Annotated in this window: 17 protein-coding genes; 13 read left to right on the forward strand and 4 right to left on the reverse strand. The window is 61.0% G+C overall.

From position 1 onward, the window contains the following. The first annotated feature begins 14 nt into the window (after nt 1-14). From H586_RS0107400 to H586_RS0107460, 13 genes are all read left to right on the forward strand, one after another. The gene (locus H586_RS0107400; RefSeq protein ID WP_011366605.1) at nt 15-998 is read left to right on the forward strand and encodes an AAA family ATPase; all 984 of its coding nucleotides are present in this window, start codon (nt 15-17) and stop codon (nt 996-998) included. A gap of 9 nt (nt 999-1,007) precedes the next feature. Then, nucleotides 1,008-2,342, forward strand: a complete 1,335-nt coding sequence (locus H586_RS0107405; RefSeq protein WP_027181727.1) for a vWA domain-containing protein — start codon at nt 1,008-1,010, stop codon at nt 2,340-2,342. A 10-nt stretch (nt 2,343-2,352) separates the two neighbouring features. Continuing rightward, nucleotides 2,353-2,811 (forward strand): hypothetical protein, encoded by a 459-nt coding sequence (locus H586_RS0107410; protein ID WP_027181728.1) that lies wholly within the window; start codon nt 2,353-2,355, stop codon nt 2,809-2,811. A gap of 88 nt (nt 2,812-2,899) precedes the next feature. Further along, entirely contained in the window at nt 2,900-5,155 is a 2,256-nt protein-coding gene (locus tag H586_RS0107415; protein ID WP_027181729.1) for a heavy metal translocating P-type ATPase, read from the forward strand. Then, on the forward strand, nt 5,156-5,473 hold the full coding sequence (locus H586_RS0107420) for a cation transporter (protein WP_011366612.1): 318 nt from the start codon (nt 5,156-5,158) through the stop codon (nt 5,471-5,473). A 20-nt stretch (nt 5,474-5,493) separates the two neighbouring features. Further along, a complete protein-coding gene (locus H586_RS0107425; RefSeq protein WP_011366613.1) occupies nt 5,494-6,138 on the forward strand; it encodes a hypothetical protein in 645 nt (214 codons plus the stop codon). Then, a complete protein-coding gene (locus H586_RS20005) occupies nt 6,135-6,623 on the forward strand; it encodes a magnetosome protein MamC family protein (RefSeq protein ID WP_011366614.1) in 489 nt (162 codons plus the stop codon). Before H586_RS0107425 ends, H586_RS20005 begins: the two co-directional genes overlap by 4 nt. A 12-nt stretch (nt 6,624-6,635) precedes the next feature. After that, a complete protein-coding gene (locus H586_RS0107435) occupies nt 6,636-7,019 on the forward strand; it encodes a YtxH domain-containing protein (RefSeq protein WP_155891361.1) in 384 nt (127 codons plus the stop codon). Nucleotides 7,020-7,023: 4 nt separating this feature from the next. Then, nucleotides 7,024-7,266: a hypothetical protein gene (locus H586_RS0107440; RefSeq protein ID WP_027181731.1), complete on the forward strand. Its 243-nt coding sequence runs from the start codon at nt 7,024-7,026 to the stop codon at nt 7,264-7,266. 6 nt (nt 7,267-7,272) lie between these two features. Then, on the forward strand, nt 7,273-9,423 hold the full coding sequence (locus H586_RS0107445; protein WP_027181732.1) for a heavy metal translocating P-type ATPase: 2,151 nt from the start codon (nt 7,273-7,275) through the stop codon (nt 9,421-9,423). Beyond that, nucleotides 9,420-10,148, forward strand: a complete 729-nt coding sequence (locus H586_RS0107450) for a FeoA family protein (RefSeq protein WP_011366618.1) — start codon at nt 9,420-9,422, stop codon at nt 10,146-10,148. The genes H586_RS0107445 and H586_RS0107450 overlap by 4 nt, the downstream gene beginning before the upstream one ends. Before the next feature lies 1 nt (nt 10,149). Beyond that, nucleotides 10,150-10,599: a transcriptional repressor gene (locus H586_RS0107455; RefSeq protein WP_027181733.1), complete on the forward strand. Its 450-nt coding sequence runs from the start codon at nt 10,150-10,152 to the stop codon at nt 10,597-10,599. 2 nt (nt 10,600-10,601) lie between these two features. Continuing rightward, entirely contained in the window at nt 10,602-12,704 is a 2,103-nt protein-coding gene (locus H586_RS0107460; RefSeq protein ID WP_051363922.1) for a heavy metal translocating P-type ATPase, read from the forward strand. Nucleotides 12,705-12,776: 72 nt separating this feature from the next. Here H586_RS0107460 and H586_RS18580 read toward each other — a convergent pair whose 3' ends face one another. The 4 genes from H586_RS18580 to H586_RS0107485 form a co-directional block, all read right to left on the reverse strand. Continuing rightward, nucleotides 12,777-13,025 (reverse strand): hypothetical protein, encoded by a 249-nt coding sequence (locus H586_RS18580; protein ID WP_011366621.1) that lies wholly within the window; start codon nt 13,023-13,025, stop codon nt 12,777-12,779. 349 nt (nt 13,026-13,374) lie between these two features. Next, nucleotides 13,375-15,198, reverse strand: coding sequence for a glutamine--fructose-6-phosphate transaminase (isomerizing) (glmS, locus tag H586_RS0107475; protein WP_011366624.1), 1,824 nt, complete (start codon nt 15,196-15,198; stop codon nt 13,375-13,377). 104 nt (nt 15,199-15,302) lie between these two features. Then, on the reverse strand, nt 15,303-15,863 hold the full coding sequence (locus H586_RS0107480) for an HPP family protein (protein ID WP_051363942.1): 561 nt from the start codon (nt 15,861-15,863) through the stop codon (nt 15,303-15,305). A gap of 156 nt (nt 15,864-16,019) precedes the next feature. Continuing rightward, nucleotides 16,020-16,649 carry an XTP/dITP diphosphatase gene (locus H586_RS0107485; protein ID WP_011366626.1) on the reverse strand — a complete coding sequence of 210 codons (630 nt, stop codon included), beginning with the start codon at nt 16,647-16,649 and terminating at the stop codon, nt 16,020-16,022. Nucleotides 16,650-16,656 lie beyond the last annotated feature (7 nt).

Below are 16,656 nucleotides of genomic sequence, written 5' to 3' on the forward strand. Positions count from 1 at the left end.
AGTCAGGAGGCGCAATGCGTCCTACGGAAATAAAAAAGGCTCTGGAGCTGCTTGTTCCTCTCGGGCAGCCCGCCTTTGTATGGGGTGCCCCCGGAGTGGGAAAAAGTCAGATTGTGGCCCAGACAGCCCGCCTGCTCGGCCGCGAACTGGTGGACCTGCGGGCGGTTCTGCTCGATCCTGTGGATCTGCGCGGCATTCCCAAGATAGGGCAGGATGATGTGGCCCGCTGGTGTCCGCCCTCGTTTCTTCCCCGCTGCGGCAGCGGCATTCTTTTTCTGGACGAGCTTAACGCGGCACCGCCGCTTGTTCAGGCGGCCTGTTATCAGCTGGTGCTGGACAGAAAGCTGGGTGAATACGAACTGCCCGCGGGGTGGACTGTTGTTGCCGCGGGTAACCGCGAGTCTGACAGGGCGGTCACGCACAGAATGCCTTCCGCCCTTGCCAACAGGTTTGTCCATCTCGATTTCGAGCCTTCGGTGGAGGACTGGATAGCGTGGGCGCAACAGGAAAACATGCCCGAAGAACTGGTGGCGTTTATCCGTTTCCGGCCGTCCCTGCTGCATTGTTTTGATCCGTCCGGACCGGAAAAGGCTTTTCCTTCGCCGAGAACATGGGAATACGCCGGCCGTATAGTGCAGAGCCGTCCGGAGGAGGCACTGGAGTATGCCCTGCTTAAAGGTACCGTAGGAGAAGGTGCGGCAGCCGAATTTACCGGTTTCTGCCGTCTGTGCCGCGACCTGCCCGAACCGGAAGCGGTGCTTGCGGCGCCCGACTCGGCTCCGGTGCCCGAAGAACCGGCCGTGCTGTATGCATTGTGCGAGGCGCTGGCACGGGCCATGAACCCCGCGACCATGGACGGGCTGGTGCGCTACGCTTCCAGACTGCCTGCAGAGTTCGGCGTGCTGCTGGTGCGGGGAGCGGCCGCGCGTGACAAAGCCGTGCTCGATTCCGGAGCCTTCACCCGCTGGGCCACTGCCAATGCGCAGGTGCTTTTTTAAGGGGCCTGTATGTCATATTCCGCAGCCGTGGCAGAGTGCCGTGCGCGTATGGTCAAAGCCCGCATACGGCTTGTCATGGCCCATCCCTTTTTCGGAACACTGTGCCTCAGAATGAATCCGGAGCCTGACATCCGCTGCCGCACCGCATGGACTGACGGTACGCGTCTGGCTTTTAATCCGTACTATGTCAGAGGACTGTCCGACGCCGCTTTGCAGGGATTGCTGGCGCATACGGTGATGCATCCTGCCTGCCAGCACCATATGCGCCGCGGCAGACGTGATGCCGACCTGTGGAACAGGGCCTGTGACTATGCCATCAACTGGGTGCTGACAGATGCCGGCATCACGCTTCCGCCCGGATATCTTGATGATTCACGGTATCGCGGGCTGAGTGCCGAAGCGATTTATGCCGAGCTTTCGGCGGGCATGGGGGGCGACGGCATGCGCGGAGACAATAACGCCGCCGACGGTCCCGAAAAGGAAGAGACGCAGGCGGATGAAGGCGCTGCCGCACAGGCGCAGACCGGCGACGGTGAAGAATCTTCCGGCAGTGATGAAGGAGCCGGTGCAGAGCAGGGCGACGGGGCAGAGGTTCAGCCTTTGCCACAGGATACCGGTGACGACTATGATGCGTCGCAGGGGGACCCCGGCGGTTCGGGCGAGGTGCGCGATGCCGTTTCGGACAGCGGATCGTCGAGTCCCGCGGGTACGCCCCCCGCTGATGAAAACTGGCTGGTGGCACTGGCGCAGGCGGCGGAGCAGGCCCGCGGCAGCGGTGATCTGCCCGGCGGGCTTGAACGCCTTGTCCGCACGGTGCTTGCACCTTCACTGGACTGGCGCATGCTTCTCGACAGATTTCTGCAGCACCGTGCCCGCAACGATTATACATGGTTTCCGCCCAGCCGCAGGCATGTGCACATGGGCATGTACCTGCCGTCGCTGGCGCAGGTCAGTCTGGCAGAGGTGATACTTGCCATTGATACGTCGGGCAGTATCGCCCCCCGTGAACTTGACCTTTTCGCTGCGGAGCTTTCGTCGCTGCTGGAGCAGTACGAAACCACCGTGCGTGTCATTTTCTGCGATACGCAGATAACAGGAGAACAGGTGTGCGGCAGGCAGGACCTGCCGCTCAGTCTGGCGCCGGAAGGCGGCGGCGGAACAGATTACCGTCCCGTCTTCCGCCATGTGGATACCATGGGATATCTGCCTTCCTGTCTTGTATATCTCACCGACCTTGAGTGCATGCATTTTCCGGAGGACGAGCCGCCTTATCCTGTGCTGTGGGTGCAGACCGGCGGGCAGGAAAGGTCTGTTCCTTTCGGCGATATAATTCACATGCACTAGGAGAGCCTGCATGATTATCGAATGGCGTATTGTTAAAAAACGGGGGAATTACCGGCCCGAGCTCTGCTACAGCATCACGCTGGAACCGTTCGAACGTGAACTGGCGGTGCCGCAGGTGCTTATGGAAAGTTCCATCCCCTGTCCGCCCTGCGAATGGGAGCCGCATTGTCTGCCCGGAACCCATGAGCGTGCGGGGCGGCAGCCGGGCGTGTACAGACTGTATACGCCTGACCACAAGCGTGGCGAAGCAACGGGAAGACTGCGTCTGCCCTGGCGGGAAGAACAGCAGTATCCGGAGGTCGAGGAGTCATTCAGGGAGCTGCGCGCACGGTTCGAGGTGGTGCTTAAAAATGCCTATGACAGCGCTCCGGCTGATATTTCGGGCTGCCTTGAGCTGACGCAGGCCACCCGCAGCCATATTGCCTGCGGGGTGGTGCGGCAGCAGTTTCTGCAGGTGATGGGACTTTAAAGCACAGTCGATAACTGAGGTCAGCCATGAGAATGAAAGCCAATGGCCTGCGTTGACAGTATTATCGCATATGCAGCATAGGATAACTGTGAAAAATAGAGTCCGGATAAAACATAGTGTTGCGGGGCGTGTGCGTTTTTATGTGCAGGCACTGCGCCGTAATGACATACTGGCAGATTCCGTGTGCAGTGCCATGTTGCAGTACGACGGCATAGAGCATGTGCGCGCCAATACGGCCTGTTCAAGCCTTGTGGTGTTTTTCGTACCGGCACAGATGTCGGTGCACGATGTGACAGCCGGCCTTGAAGCCGTGATGGCGCAGAACCACGCTGCGCGGCAGCCGGTGTGCGAGCCTGCCTGTGCCTCCGGCTTATGCGGGGGTGTTGCCTGCAGGACAACGCGTACCGGATGCGATCCCGTGCGTCCCGCCGCCCGTAAGTTCGCTGTTCTCAGCGCGCTGATGGGCGGCGTTTTTGTGCGCCGGACAGTGCTGGGGCTGCCCCTTGCCGTCACCGCCTTCAGTCCGCTGGGGCTTGTGACCGTTGCTGCCTGCGTGCCGTTGTTCCGTCAGGCGTACAGGCAGATACGCCAGCGGCGGTTTACGCTTGAAGCATTTTTAGGTGCCAGCTGCGTGGCTGCCGTGGCTGCGGGAGAAGCTGTCACCGCGCTGGAGGTGCTGTGGATAAATTCCGGTGCGGACCTGCTCAAGGCATGGATCACGGAGCGTTCGCGCAAATCCATCTCTGATATTCTTACGGTGACGACACACCATACGTTTGTGCTGGTGGACGGTGTGGAGGTTGAGGCGGATGTGGCCTCGCTGCGCTGCGGCGATGTGGTGGTGTTCCATACCGGAGAAAAAATTTGTGTCGACGGCGAAATAGTGGACGGTGAAGCCCTGATTGACGAATCACCCATAACCGGCAGGCCGGATTTTGTGCCGCGCACGGTGGGAGACGAGGTGCTGGCCGGTGTTTTTGTACGTCAGGGAGTAATTTACGTCAGGGCGCGTTGCGTGGGCGACCGCACCTATCTGGCGCGCATGCTGCGGCGGGTGGAAGACGCACTGGAGCACAGGGCACCCATCGAAGGCGCCGCGGACAGGCTGGCAGCCCGTCTGGTAAAGCTGGGATTTGCCGCCACGGCGGCCACATTTGTATTCACCGGCAGCGCATGGCGGGCGTTCACTGTCATGCTGGTGATGGCCTGCCCCTGTGCAACGGTGCTTGCGGCGTCCACCGCGGTCAGTGCGGCCATGAGCGCCGCTGCACGCCGCAATATATTGATCAAGGGCGGCCGTTATCTGGAAGAGGCAGGCAAGGCCGATGTGGTCTGCTTTGATAAAACAGGCACTCTGACCGGCACAGCGCCGGTGCTTGCCGACATGGTTGTGTTTGCTTCTGAAAACACCGCGGGCGCGGCCGGACAGCCTGAAGACCTGCTGCTGCGTCTTTCCATGTCCGTCGAGATGCACAACCACCATCCGCTGGCGCAGGCCATAAAGGCCGAAGCGGAGCGCAGGGGGCTGCAGCCGGAACCGCACGCCGTATGCGAATATTTTCTGGGCAAGGGAATGCGGGCGGAAATCGGCGGAGACGAGGTGCTGGTGGGCAACCGAAAGCTGCTGGAGCAGTTCGGCGTGGCCACCGGCAAGGTTTCCCGCAGGGCGTCCGTGCTGCGCAAAAAAGGGCTGACGGTGCTCTATGTGGTGCGCGGCGGTGAAATTCTGGGTCTTCTGGGCTTTGATAACCAGCTGCGTCCGGAAAGCCGTGCCGTGGTGCAGCGCCTGAAAGCATGCGGAGTGCGGCGGGTTGTCCTTGTGACCGGCGATGAGGAGAACACGGCGGCGGAACTCGCTTCCAGACTGGATATCGAAGAGGTGCATGCCTCCGTCATGCCGGAAGAAAAAGCTCTTATTGTGGAAAAACTGCAGGCTCAGGGAGCCTCTGTGCTGATGGTCGGTGACGGCATAAACGATGCGCTGGCGCTTACCGGGGCCGATGTGGGTATAGCCATGGGAGCCATGGGGTCTGAAGTGGCCATAGAAGCGGCAGATATCGCACTTGTGACCGATGATCTGCAGGGAATTACCTATGTGTATTCCCTCAGCACGGCCACCATGCGTGTCATCCGTCAGAATTTCTGGATTGCCACCGGTTCGAACCTGCTGGGTGCGGCACTGGGCGCGGCGGGTATTCTTTCGCCTGTCATGGCCGGTGTGCTGCATATCGTGCATACGCTGGGCGTGCTGGGCAATTCATCGCGGCTGCTGCGCCATGAGCCGCCGGCGCTGTCAGATTTGCCGGGCAGCGCGGCAGAAGCGGCATCTGCAGGAGACGGATAGATGGATCTTGAATTGATAATGCGGCTGCGGCGCCATTTCGGCATAGCGCATCATATTCCGGGCAGACTGCGCGTGAAGTTCAGCCTTTCGCTGCTTTCAGACCCTCAGGCCCGGCCGCTGCTCGACGGTGCCGCCGCTGGCGGTCTGCCCCCCGCGGTGCGCGATGTCAGGGTTAACCCCGCGGCACGCACCGCTGTCATCGAATATGACGCGGCCGCCATCAGGCCCGCACTGCTTGACGAGGCATTCCGCACGCAGGACGGCGCGCGGTTTGAGACATTGATGCAGGAACTGAAGGACAGCCTGAAGGCTGCCTGACACATAAAGGAGGAATGAACATGTCTGAAAAGTATCAGGAAGGTTCCGCAGCCGGAAGCGGTGCGGCAGCCGGTGCATGGGGCGCCGGACAGGCCGCGCCCGAAGGTTTCCGTCCGGAAGCCGGGCCGCAGCCGGGCGGATTGTATCAGTTCTGGCCTCAGGCCGGATTTGTGCCGGTGCAGTGCCCCACTCAGGGGTATGCCGGACAGGAACAGGGGCCCCGTTATCAGCCGGTGCAGGGTGCTCCCTACGGCGGGCAGCAGATGTATTACGGTCCGCAGGGTATGGCGCAGGGCATGGCGCAGGGCGGATACGCCCCGCAGCCGGAAGCAGGCATGTACGGCGGACAGGGCGCGGCCGGTGCAGGCATGAACACCGCCGGAGCTTCCGCGGCGGAGGGCCTTAATCACGACCAGAACCGTCTCGGCGAAATGTACGGCATGGTGAACGACCTGATGGAAGGCAAAGCCGACAGCTCAAAAATTCTGGGTTTTCTTGGCGGTTCGGGCGGCGACTTCTGGAAAGGCGCTCTGGTAGGAGCCGCGGTTGTTTTTCTGCTGAACAACAAGGACGTTAAAGACGCAGTGGCCGGTACGCTGGGGGCTGTTTTCGGCGGTGCCGCAGGTGCGGCTGCCGCGGAAGAGCCGCAGGAGGAACAGCAATGAGCAAACATGTGCACAGACCCACAGTGACCGCAGGTGCGGCTTTTAATGCCGGTCTGCTGGGTGCGCTGGTGGGCGGAGTGGCAGAAGCCGCCGGCTCGGCTGCGCAGGTGCGTGCAGGAACCATCACGCGGCAGCAGGCGGTGACGAACGTGGCCCGCGAGGCGGGCACCACGGGGCTTGCCACCGGCGGTGCCGTGGCGGTGGCCGGTTCGCTGGGGCTGACAGGGTTTGCTTCGCTGGCGGGTATCATTCTTGTGGCCACAGGGGCCAAATATGCTCTCGATTCTCTGCTGCGGCCCGTGAAAACATCATGCTGCCCGGCTGCCGTCAGTCCTGCCGCAGAGGAGCAGCCCGTTTGCGCGGCTGTCGATGCGGCGGAGAAAAAGACTCCGGCCAGACCCCGCAGGCAGTCATCGGCAAAAGGTGCCGAAAAGAAAGCAACATCTGCTGACAACGCCGGTACGCATGCAGCCGGAACAGAATAACGAGGTGATTCCATGAGCGAGTATAAACGTGTTCCGTATCCTCAGGCCGGTCAGGCTCCCGACGGTTCGTATTACAGCGGGCAGATGCCTCAGCAGGGCTATGCACAGGCGCAGGCCGGCATGCAGTACGGCGCCGGTGCGGCGGTTCCTTCCTCTCCTTCCTCTCCTTCCGCCGCTCCCGCTTCCGGGCTGTCTTCGTGGGTCAATGTGTCTAACCCCGACTACCTGAAAGGGCTGGCACTGGGAGCGGGTGTCGCTCTGGTTGCCTGCAACCCCTCAGTGCGGCAGGCCATTATTTCCGGTGCTGTCAAAGTATGGTCGGCAGTGCAGGGCGGGGTGGAAGAGGTAAAGGAACAGATTCAGGACGTGAAAGCGGAGCTCAGCTACAAGGAGTAGCCCTATGGCCGGTTCGCGACCTTATACCGGTGCGGAGATGACCCCCGCTGTGGTTCTGCGCAATAAGAAGACGCTGGCAAAGACCGGCATGGCGGTTGCGCTGGGGGCCCTTGTGGCCACCGGACTTATGAACACAGACCGGACACCCGCCGCGCGCAGGGTGCACCTGCTGTCCGGTACGGCGCTGGTGGGTTTTTCGCTGTGGCATGTGAGCCTTTATAACAAGACCCGCGGCAGGAGCGGCTAGACAGTCATGAATGCAAGGGAATCTTCTGCGGCATGCAGCGGACACTGCAGCGTGGCGCATGAAATACCGGGGCGTATCCGTCTGCGCAGCAGGCGGCTGTACGACCCCGAGCTCGATGTCGCCTATCTGCAGGCCGTTGTGGAAGCCTTGCCCGGTGTGACGCAGGCGCGGATCAATCCGCGGGCGTTTTCCATGACGGTGGAATATGACGGCAATCCGCATACCAGAACGCGGGTGCTGGGCGTGCTGCGCGATATCCCCGCGGAAGCGTATCTTGCGGGGGCGCGGCACGCCGCGCAAGCTTCGCTTTCCGGCGTGGTGACGCAGGGTGTTTCGGCGGTGCTCACACCATTTCTGCCGGAACACATCAAGGCGCCGCTCAGCTGGCTGCTTGGTCTGGGCACCATTAACGACGGGTTGCTCACGCTGCTGACGGAAGGAGTCAAGGTGGAGGTTCTGGATGCTTCCGCCGTGGGGTTCTCGCTGCTGCGCAGGGACTATTCAACGGCCAACGCCATAGTGGCCATGCTGGGGCTGGGTGAATATCTGGAGCAGTGGACGGAACAGAAATCCAATGACCTGCTGAAAAATCTGCTGCGGCCTTCAGTGGAGCATGTCTGGGTAGAACGGGACGCAAGAGAGGTTCAGGTACCGTTCGGCTCCCTCGGCGTGGGTGATATCGTTATCTGCGGTGCGGGAGAACTGGTGCCGGTGGACGGCACTGTGGCGGACGGCGAAGCCGCGCTCAACCAGAGTTCCATCACCGGCGAATCACTGCCCGTACATGTCCGTCCGGGCGATGATGTGCTTTCCGGTGCGGTGGTGGAGGACGGACGGCTTAAAATAATAGCCCGCACCGTGGGCGGCGAGACCAGCATGGCCCGTATCGGCCGTTTTCTGGAAAATTCGCTGCGCAGCAAATCCTCTTCGCAGACACGGACCGATGAGCTGGCGGACAGGCTGGTGCCTGTGACGTTTGCTCTGGGTCTGGGGCTTTTTGCCCTGACGCGCGATATCCGCCGAGCTGCTTCCGTGCTTACCGTTGACTATTCCTGCGCCATCAAGCTGGCATCGCCGGTGGCTGTAAAGTCGGGCATGTACACCGCCGGACATTGCGGTGTGCTGCTCAAGGGCTCTCAGGCGCTGGATAACCTTGCCCGCATAGACACCATTGTTTTTGACAAGACAGGCACCCTGACCAGAGGCAACCTGAAAGTTACCGATCTCATTCCCCTGACAGATATGGACGAGCACGAGCTGCTGGCGCTGGCAGCCGGTGCCGAAGAGCATTATTCGCACCCTGTGGCGCGCGCGGTGGTGGCTGAAGCGCAGCAGAGGGGACTGACTCTGCCACCCATCAGTCAGGTCGATTTTATTGTGGCCCACGGAGTGTCTGCCTTTGTGCAGGGCGAGCAGGTGCTTGTGGGCAGCAGGCATTTTCTTGAAGACGACGAGGGCGTGGATTGCTTTGCCGCGGCCTCATTTGCCCGCAGGTTGCGGGGACAGGGCAAATCGTTGCTGTATGTGGCGCGTCAGGGTGTTCTGGCAGGAGTCATAGCCCTGCGTGACCAGCTGCGCCCCGAAGCCGCAGAAGCGCTTGCCCTGCTCAAAGAGCGCGGTATCCGGAACATTGTCATGCTTACCGGCGACCACAAAGATACGGCGCAGGCCATAGCGGAGCAGCTCGGCTGCATCGACGAAGTGCACTGGGAGCTGAAGCCCGATGACAAGGCCGATATTGTCCGCAGGCTGCAGAGCCGCGGGGGACTGCTGGCCTTTGCGGGTGACGGTGTGAACGATGCTCCGGCGCTTATTTCCGCCGATGTGGGCATATGCATGCCGGGCGGTGCCGACCTGGCCCGCGAGGCGGCGCAGGTGGTGCTGCTGGAAGACAACCTGAAAGCGCTGGCTGTTGCCCGTGACATTGCCACACATACACAGCATGTTCTGCGGCGTTCATTTCAGGCTGCTGTGGGCATCAATTCCGCGGTGCTTCTGCTGGCGGCCGCGGGCAGGCTTTCTCCCGTCACATCGGCGTTCATGCACAATGCGAGTACTCTGGGCATTCTGGGATATGCCGCGGCAAGCGGCGGCAGAAAGCCCGCATCGGTACGGCATGTGCGGACACAGCATGATTCTGTAAAGGGGGTCGCATGATTTCCAGCCTGACCAACGCGCCTTGTGGTGCGGGACTTGTCATCCAGCGTATTGCCGACCCTTCGCTGGAGCGGCGTCTTGCGCGCATGGGGCTGTTTCCTTCAAGCGTCATCACCCGTCTGGACGAAGAAGTGGCCCTGCACACCGTGCGGGTGCGCGGTCCCCGCGGAGAAGTGGTGCTGAGCGGCGGCATGGGGGGCAAGGTCATCGTGCATCTGGAAGACGGACGCATGCTGCCGCTGCCGGAACTGCATGTGGGTGATAAAGGTCACATCGAGGCGGTGACAGCCGGAGAGTCCCTGCTGGCGGCACTTGCCGCTCTGGGGTTGAAGAACGACGACGAAATAGAACTGCTGCGCCGGTTGCCGCCCATGGAATACGTGACCGTGGTCGAAGGCAGAGGGCGTATACGCCTGCCTGAAGGCATGGCAGCCAAGATTCTGGGCGTCATGGGAGACATCGAGTGCCAGTTTGTCAATGCACAGGCAGGCAGTCCTTTTCTGGTCAGGCGCATTCTGGGCGGCGAAAGAGCACAGAAGACCATTGCTCTTCTGGATATCCGCGAAGGAGGCACGCTGCGGCTGGAATCTGTGGAAAAGGCTCCCAGCTACAGAATGTCTTCGGGTGACCGTATCATTGTGAGCAGCCATGAAGGGCTGCGGCTTTTTCTGCGTGTGGATCAGGCCGATCTGATCATTGTGAACAGCGAATCAGGGGAGGCCTAGCTTGAGCGGCAAAAACGCGTATCAGACTTTTGTGGATTATCTGCTTTCCAATTCGCAGAACATGACACCGCAGCGGGCAACCATAGTGGGAGCCTTTCTGGAGACGGAAGGACATTTTTCTTCTGAAGATCTGTACCACAAGGTCAGAAAGACCGAGCCGGGAATAGGGCAGGCCACAGTGTACCGCACGCTTAAGCTGCTTGTGCGCTCGGGGCTGGCAGACTGCTTTGATATGGGCGAGGGGGTGACGCTGTACGAACATGCGTATGATCATCCCCATCATGATCATCTGATCTGCACACGCTGCGGCAGAAAAGAAGAAATTGTGGATGAGACCATAGAGCGCCGGCAGGTGGAACTGGCGGAGCGTTCCGGCTTTACACTGAGCCGCCACAGGATGTTTCTGTACGGACTTTGCCCCGCATGCCGCCGTAAAGGTATAAAGGACTGACCGTGGCACAGTATCCTTTGCCGCAGCTTGTACACCGCACCCGCGGCAGATTGCGCTACAGGTGGCGCAGGCTGTCCGACCCCGCGCTTGATCCGGAGTATTTTGAAGCATGGCTTGAAAATACAGAAGGTGTGGCGCGGGCCAGAGTGAACCCCCGCGCCGCCTGTGTGGTGATAGAGCTTGCCCCGCAGGGGAGCGGGGCGGATTTCGGCAACGTGCTGCTGCGGGTACCGGCACGGGCTTTTTCGCGCGGGGTGCCCGCACCGCCGCGCAGAGGTCTGGGCGATGCGGTGTTTCATGCGGCAATGACCGCAGCTGTTGCCGCGATGCCGCCCGGGCTGCAACTGCCGGTGGCGGCCGCAATGGGCGCTCCCGCAGTGCTGAAAGGGGCTGAAACGCTGCTCACTCAGGGACTCAAGGTGCGGGTGCTGGACATGGCGACCATAGGCTTTTCGCTGCTGCGCGGCGATTATGTGGCTGCCGCGTCCATATCCACCATGGTTGTTGTGGGCGAATTTCTGCGTCAGGCAACCGAGGACCGCTCCAACGGGCTGCTGAAGAGCCTTGTGGCCGCTCCTGTGGAGTCGGTATGGGTGCGCCGCGGAGATGCGGAGGTCGCCGTTGCCTTTGCCGATGTGGTTCCCGGCGATCTGGTGCTTGCAGGCAGCGGCGGGCTGGTGGCTGTGGACGGACTGGTGGTGGCGGGTGAGGCTTTGCTGGACTGCAGTTCCATAACCGGAGAATCCGCTCCGGTGTATGTGAAGGAGGGAGCGGAGATTCTCTCCGGCTGCATTGTCCGTGAAGGCGCTGTGACCATTGAGGCCCGGCGTACCGGTGCCGAAACAAACATGGCCAGAATTTCGGGCTTTATGGAAAATGCGCTGCGTGAAGTTTCGGCCAGAGAACGCCGCAGCGACAGGCTTGCGGACATGCTTGCCCCCATCACGCTTGGTCTGGGCGCCGTCCTGTATGCCGCCACGCATGACGCCTCGCGCGCTCTTTCTGTTCTTACCATCGATTATGCCTGTGCGGTAAAGCTGCCCGCGCCCGTGGTTATTAAAACTTCGCTGCATACCGCTGCCAGAGAGGGCGTGCTGATTAAAAGCGGCTCCGGACTGGATGCGTTTGCAGAAGCCGACACTCTGGTTTTTGACAAGACCGGAACTCTGACCACAGGGCGGCTGCGGGTCACTGATGTGCTTACGGCCGGTATTGCTGATGATGAATTTATCCGTCTGGCCGCATCGGTGGAAGACCGGTCGGATCATCCCGTGGGGCAGGCCGTGGTGGCGGAAGCGGCGCGCAGGGGCCTTGATCTGCTGCCGGCGGGCAATGCCTGCTGCAGTATCGCACACGGCATAGAGGCCGTGGTGGCCGGCCGCGTGGTGCGTGTGGGCAGCCATCACTACATTGCCGAAGACTGCGGCATCAGCTGCGCGGCACTGGCCGGAGAGGCTGAACGGTTGCGCAGTGAGGCCAAGACGCTGGTGTTTGTTGCTTCCGGCGATTCGCTGCTGGGCCTTATTGCCCTGCGCGACGAGATACGCCCCGAAGCATGCGATGTGCTGCGGCAGATGCGTTTGCGGGGCATACGGCATGTTTATGTGCTGACAGGCGATCATGCCCGGACTGCTGAGACTCTGCTTGCACAGGTGCCCGGTATTGACGGGATGCATACGGACCTGCTGCCGGAAGAAAAAGCCGCTTTTGTGAAAGACCTGCGGAGCAAAGGGCACAAGGTGGCCATGATCGGCGACGGCGTGAACGATGCTCCTGCTTTTGTGGCGGCAGATGTGGGGGTGTCACTTTCACGCACGCAGGGACTGGCCAGAGAATCGGCCCGCATTGTGCTGCTGCGTGACTCTCTGCACGGGCTGGTGGTGGCGCGGGATACCGGCCTGAGGGCTGCGGGAATACTGGATAACTGCTTTACGGCAGGGGTGGGCATAAATACCGGCCTGCTGCTTGTGGCCGGTGCGGGGCTGCTGTCACCTGTTGCGGCAGCTGCTGTTCATAATGCCACAACGTTCGCCATACTTGGCGGCTCAGCCTGGGCGGCCGGCAGACGGCCGGCAGCCGGACAGCAGGCAGACCGGCGGAACTGACCCCGCCGCGCAGACGGAATACAAAAAAGCCTTTCCCCGCGGAAAAGGCTTTTTTTGTGTGTCAGCAGGATGTCAGGCTTTTTCCTCTTTTACCGTCACGGGACACGGTGCCGGTTCTTTGCGGGCTTCTTCCACCATGTCTTTTACATTATCACGGGCGCATTTGTAACGATCTTCCGCCCATGCCGAGGCCTTTACCCCGCCGCGGATGACTCCCACGGCAGCCTTGCGCAGCAGCCCGCTTTTGTAGACCGCATATGCAGCCAGCCCGATGACGGCCACACCAAGAGACGTTGATACAGTTGAACGCAGATGAAGCATATGTCCTCCTGAGGGGTTTGTCTGTATATATGCCTTATACACCTGCAGCGGGCAAACCGTGAAAACGGAAATCAACGCTGATGATATATTTCCCGCAGCAGGAGCATATTTCTCTCTGTAGAATCAACTGTAACAGATTGCGTACGGTAACGGAGTATTTTCCGGACAGAGACTGCGCGGCCTGCGCCCGTCGGTTTTTCAGGCCGCAGGTGCGTTGTGTTCCGCCTGATGCCTGTGGGCAGTATGCCGGGATGAATGAAGACAGCGCGCGGGCCGCAAAAAAAAGCGCTCCCCGCACGCCTTCAGATAAAGGCGGCAGGGAGCGCATCGGGTGTCTGACAGACCGCTGTTATTCCACGGTGACGCTTTTTGCCAGGTTTCTGGGCTGGTCAACGTCTTTGCCCAGATAGTCTGCGGCTTCATAGCTGAAGAGCTGCAGAGCGGGCAGGGCCAGAAACGATGAGAGCGGGCCCCATGCCTCGGCCATGACCCACGGGCTGTCCACGGCAAGGTCGGCCCCCGGATGCACCAGTGCGATGATGCGGCCGGAGCGTGCCTGTACTTCCTGCAGGTTTGATTTGACTTTGGGGTACAGATCGTCGGCGGGCGCCACGGCAAACGTGGGGAATTCCGGATCGATAAGCGCTATGGGGCCGTGCTTCATTTCACCGGCGGCATAGCCTTCGGCATGGATGTAGGAAATTTCCTTGAGCTTGAGTGCGCCTTCCAGTGCCAGCGGATAGCTGAGCCCGCGCCCCAGAAAAAAGAAACTGCGTGCCGAAGAGTATTCGCGGGCAAGACGTTTGGCTTCTTCCCGCATTCTGGGCAGTTCCGATTCAAGCTGTCCGGGCAGTTTTTCCAGCCCGTCCACCGCGGCTCTGCGGGTTTCATCGGGCAGCACGCCTTTGCGTATGCCCCAGTAAAGCGCCAGCAGTGCCAGCGCAGTCATCTGGCTGGTCATGGCCTTGGTGGAAGCCACACTGATTTCCGGCCCTGCCTGCGTGTAGACCACCGTGTCCGCTTCTCGCGCGATGGATGAGCCGACAACGTTGCACAGGCCGATGACCGGCAGGCCCTGCTCTTTGGCCAGCCTCAGCCCTGCCAGTGTGTCTGCGGTTTCACCGGACTGGCTGATAACCAGTACGGCTTCGCCCTGTTGCATGATGGGCTGGCGGTAGCGGAATTCAGAGGCTATTTCAACGCTCACCGGCACACCGGCCCATTGTTCCAGCAGCTGTTTGCCCCACAAACCGGCGTGAAAACTGGTGCCGCAGGCCACGATATGCAGCCGCGAGGGAATGGCAGCCTGTTCCAGTTCCGGCAGGGTGACGGTGCGCTGTTTCCAGTCCATGCGTCCGGTCAGGCAGTCGCTGATCACACGGGGCTGCTCGAAGATTTCCTTGAGCATGAAGTGCTTGTAGCCGCCTTTCTGTGCGGCCTGAACGTCCCACGTGATGTGGTGAACCTGTTTTTCAACCGGAGAAAGGTCTTTTACATTCATGACGCTCCAGCTGTTGGCGTCGATGCGGACCATTTCTCCGTCTTCCAGAAAGACCACGTCACGCGTGTAGGGCAGAAATGCGGGAATGTCGGAAGCAAGGAAATTTTCGCCCTGCCCTATGCCCATGACCAGCGGGCTGGACTGCCGTGCGGCGTACAGCGTGCCGGGGTTGCGCGAATCGCATACCACAATGGCGTATGCGCCTTCGGCCCGCTGCAGCGCCATGGATATGGCCGTATCCAGCGAGCCTGTGCTGCGCAGACATTCGGCAATGAGGTTGGCACAGACTTCCGTGTCGGTTTCAGACCGGAACTCATACCCTTTTTCCAGCAGTTCAGCCTTGAGCTGCTGGTAGTTTTCGATGATGCCGTTGTGAATGATGGCCAGCGAACCGTCCTGACAACAATGCGGGTGTGCGTTGCGTTCTACGGGCACCCCGTGTGTTGCCCAGCGGGTATGACCGATGCCGCTGGTCGCCATGGTCACGTTTATGCTTTCCAGCTTTGTTTCCAGATTGGCCAGTTTGCCTTCGGCGCGGACGATGTTCAGCTCTTTGTTCTGTACAAAGGCGACCCCTGCGGAGTCGTAACCACGATATTCCAGCCTGCGCAGGCCTTCAATGATGACGGGAACGGCGGGGCGGTGCCCCGCGTAGCCGATTATGCCACACATAGGGTTCTCCTTGCGGGATGTGCCGGAGACTTGCGATTCCGGACGGGAAGTAACAGTCGGGCATAGTACGTTGTCGGGGGCATCAGCGCAAGAGTATGAGACACTCACCACCACCAGCGCGGATAACTGCGCCTGCGGCTGAGGTTGTTGACCACAAGAGCCACGCCCAGAATGATGGCTGCACCCGCGCCGGCGGGTATGATTACATACATGTAGCCCAGCGCGTGCACGGCGGGGCTGCCGATAACGGCGATAAGCGCGGTGGCACCGCCCGGAGGATGCAGCGTGCCGGTAAGATGCATGAAAAAAATGGCCAGCGAAACAGCCGTCGCCGCGGCAAAGGCGTCGTTGCCCAGCAGCTGGAAACAGGCAACGCCTGTCGCGGCCGACAGCAGGTGCCCGCCCACCAGATTGCGCGGCTGCGACAGAGGAGCATCGGGGGCGCCGTAGGCCAGCACTGCCGATGCGCCGAAGGACCCTATCAGCAGCACGCTGTCTGCGCGGGAAAGAAACGAATTGAGCAGTCCCAGCAGCAGGATGCCCGCAAAAGCACCTGCGGCTGACCAGCAGGCTTCGTGCATGCAGGGGCGCCAGTCATTGGTTGCACAGCCCCGCATTTTGCACAGGTATCCCGCAGGGGCCGATTTTTTCTCCGGTTGTGTCATGTGCCGGATATGCCCTGTCCTGCGGCGGAACACTGTGACGTGCGTCACATCCGGCATGCGGTGTGTACCGCCACGCCCGGCCGTGCGTTTTAAAAAAAGCCCTGTTCCTGACAGGATAGTCAGAAACAGGGCCGGAAGTGTGCGGCTGCGGCAGCCTCAGCAGGCCTGCTGCCAGAACTCGGGCCAGATACGCATGAGTGCGGCAAGAGCCTTGCCGCGGTGCGAGCGGGCATTTTTCTGTTCGGGCGGCAGTTCTGCGGAGTGCAGGCCGGAGTCTGAATCGATGAACAGCGGGTCGTACCCGAAACCGTTGCTGCCTCTGGCGGCTGTGGCTATGTGGCCTTCCCACGAGCCGCGGGCCGTGGCGGTGTGTCCGTTGGGCGCGGCTGCGGCCATGACGCACATGAACCGCGCTGTACGCTTTTCGTGCGGTACGCCTGCCAGCGCCCCCAGCAGCTTGGCATTGTTGCGCTGGTCGCGGGTTTCGCCGGGCAGGTGCGGGCTGTCGTCACTGTAGCGGGCCGAATATACGCCCGGTGCCCCGTCCAGTGCGTCCACGGACAGGCCGGAATCGTCGGCCACGGCCACCAGACCTGTGGCCTGCGCCACGGCACGCGCTTTCAGCAGGGCGTTTTCTTCAAACGTCGTGCCGGTTTCCTCTATTTCGCCCACCTGCGGAAAGTCATCCAGTCCGCGTACGGTCAGTCCCGTGTCTGCAAGCATGGCGGAAAGTTCCGCGATTTTTCCTCTGTTGCGGGTGGCAAGTACGATAACCTGCTGTTTCATGCGGTTC

The sequence above is a fragment of the Oleidesulfovibrio alaskensis DSM 16109 genome, assembly GCF_000482745.1.
In the GTDB taxonomy this organism is placed as follows: domain Bacteria; phylum Desulfobacterota; class Desulfovibrionia; order Desulfovibrionales; family Desulfovibrionaceae; genus Oleidesulfovibrio; species Oleidesulfovibrio alaskensis.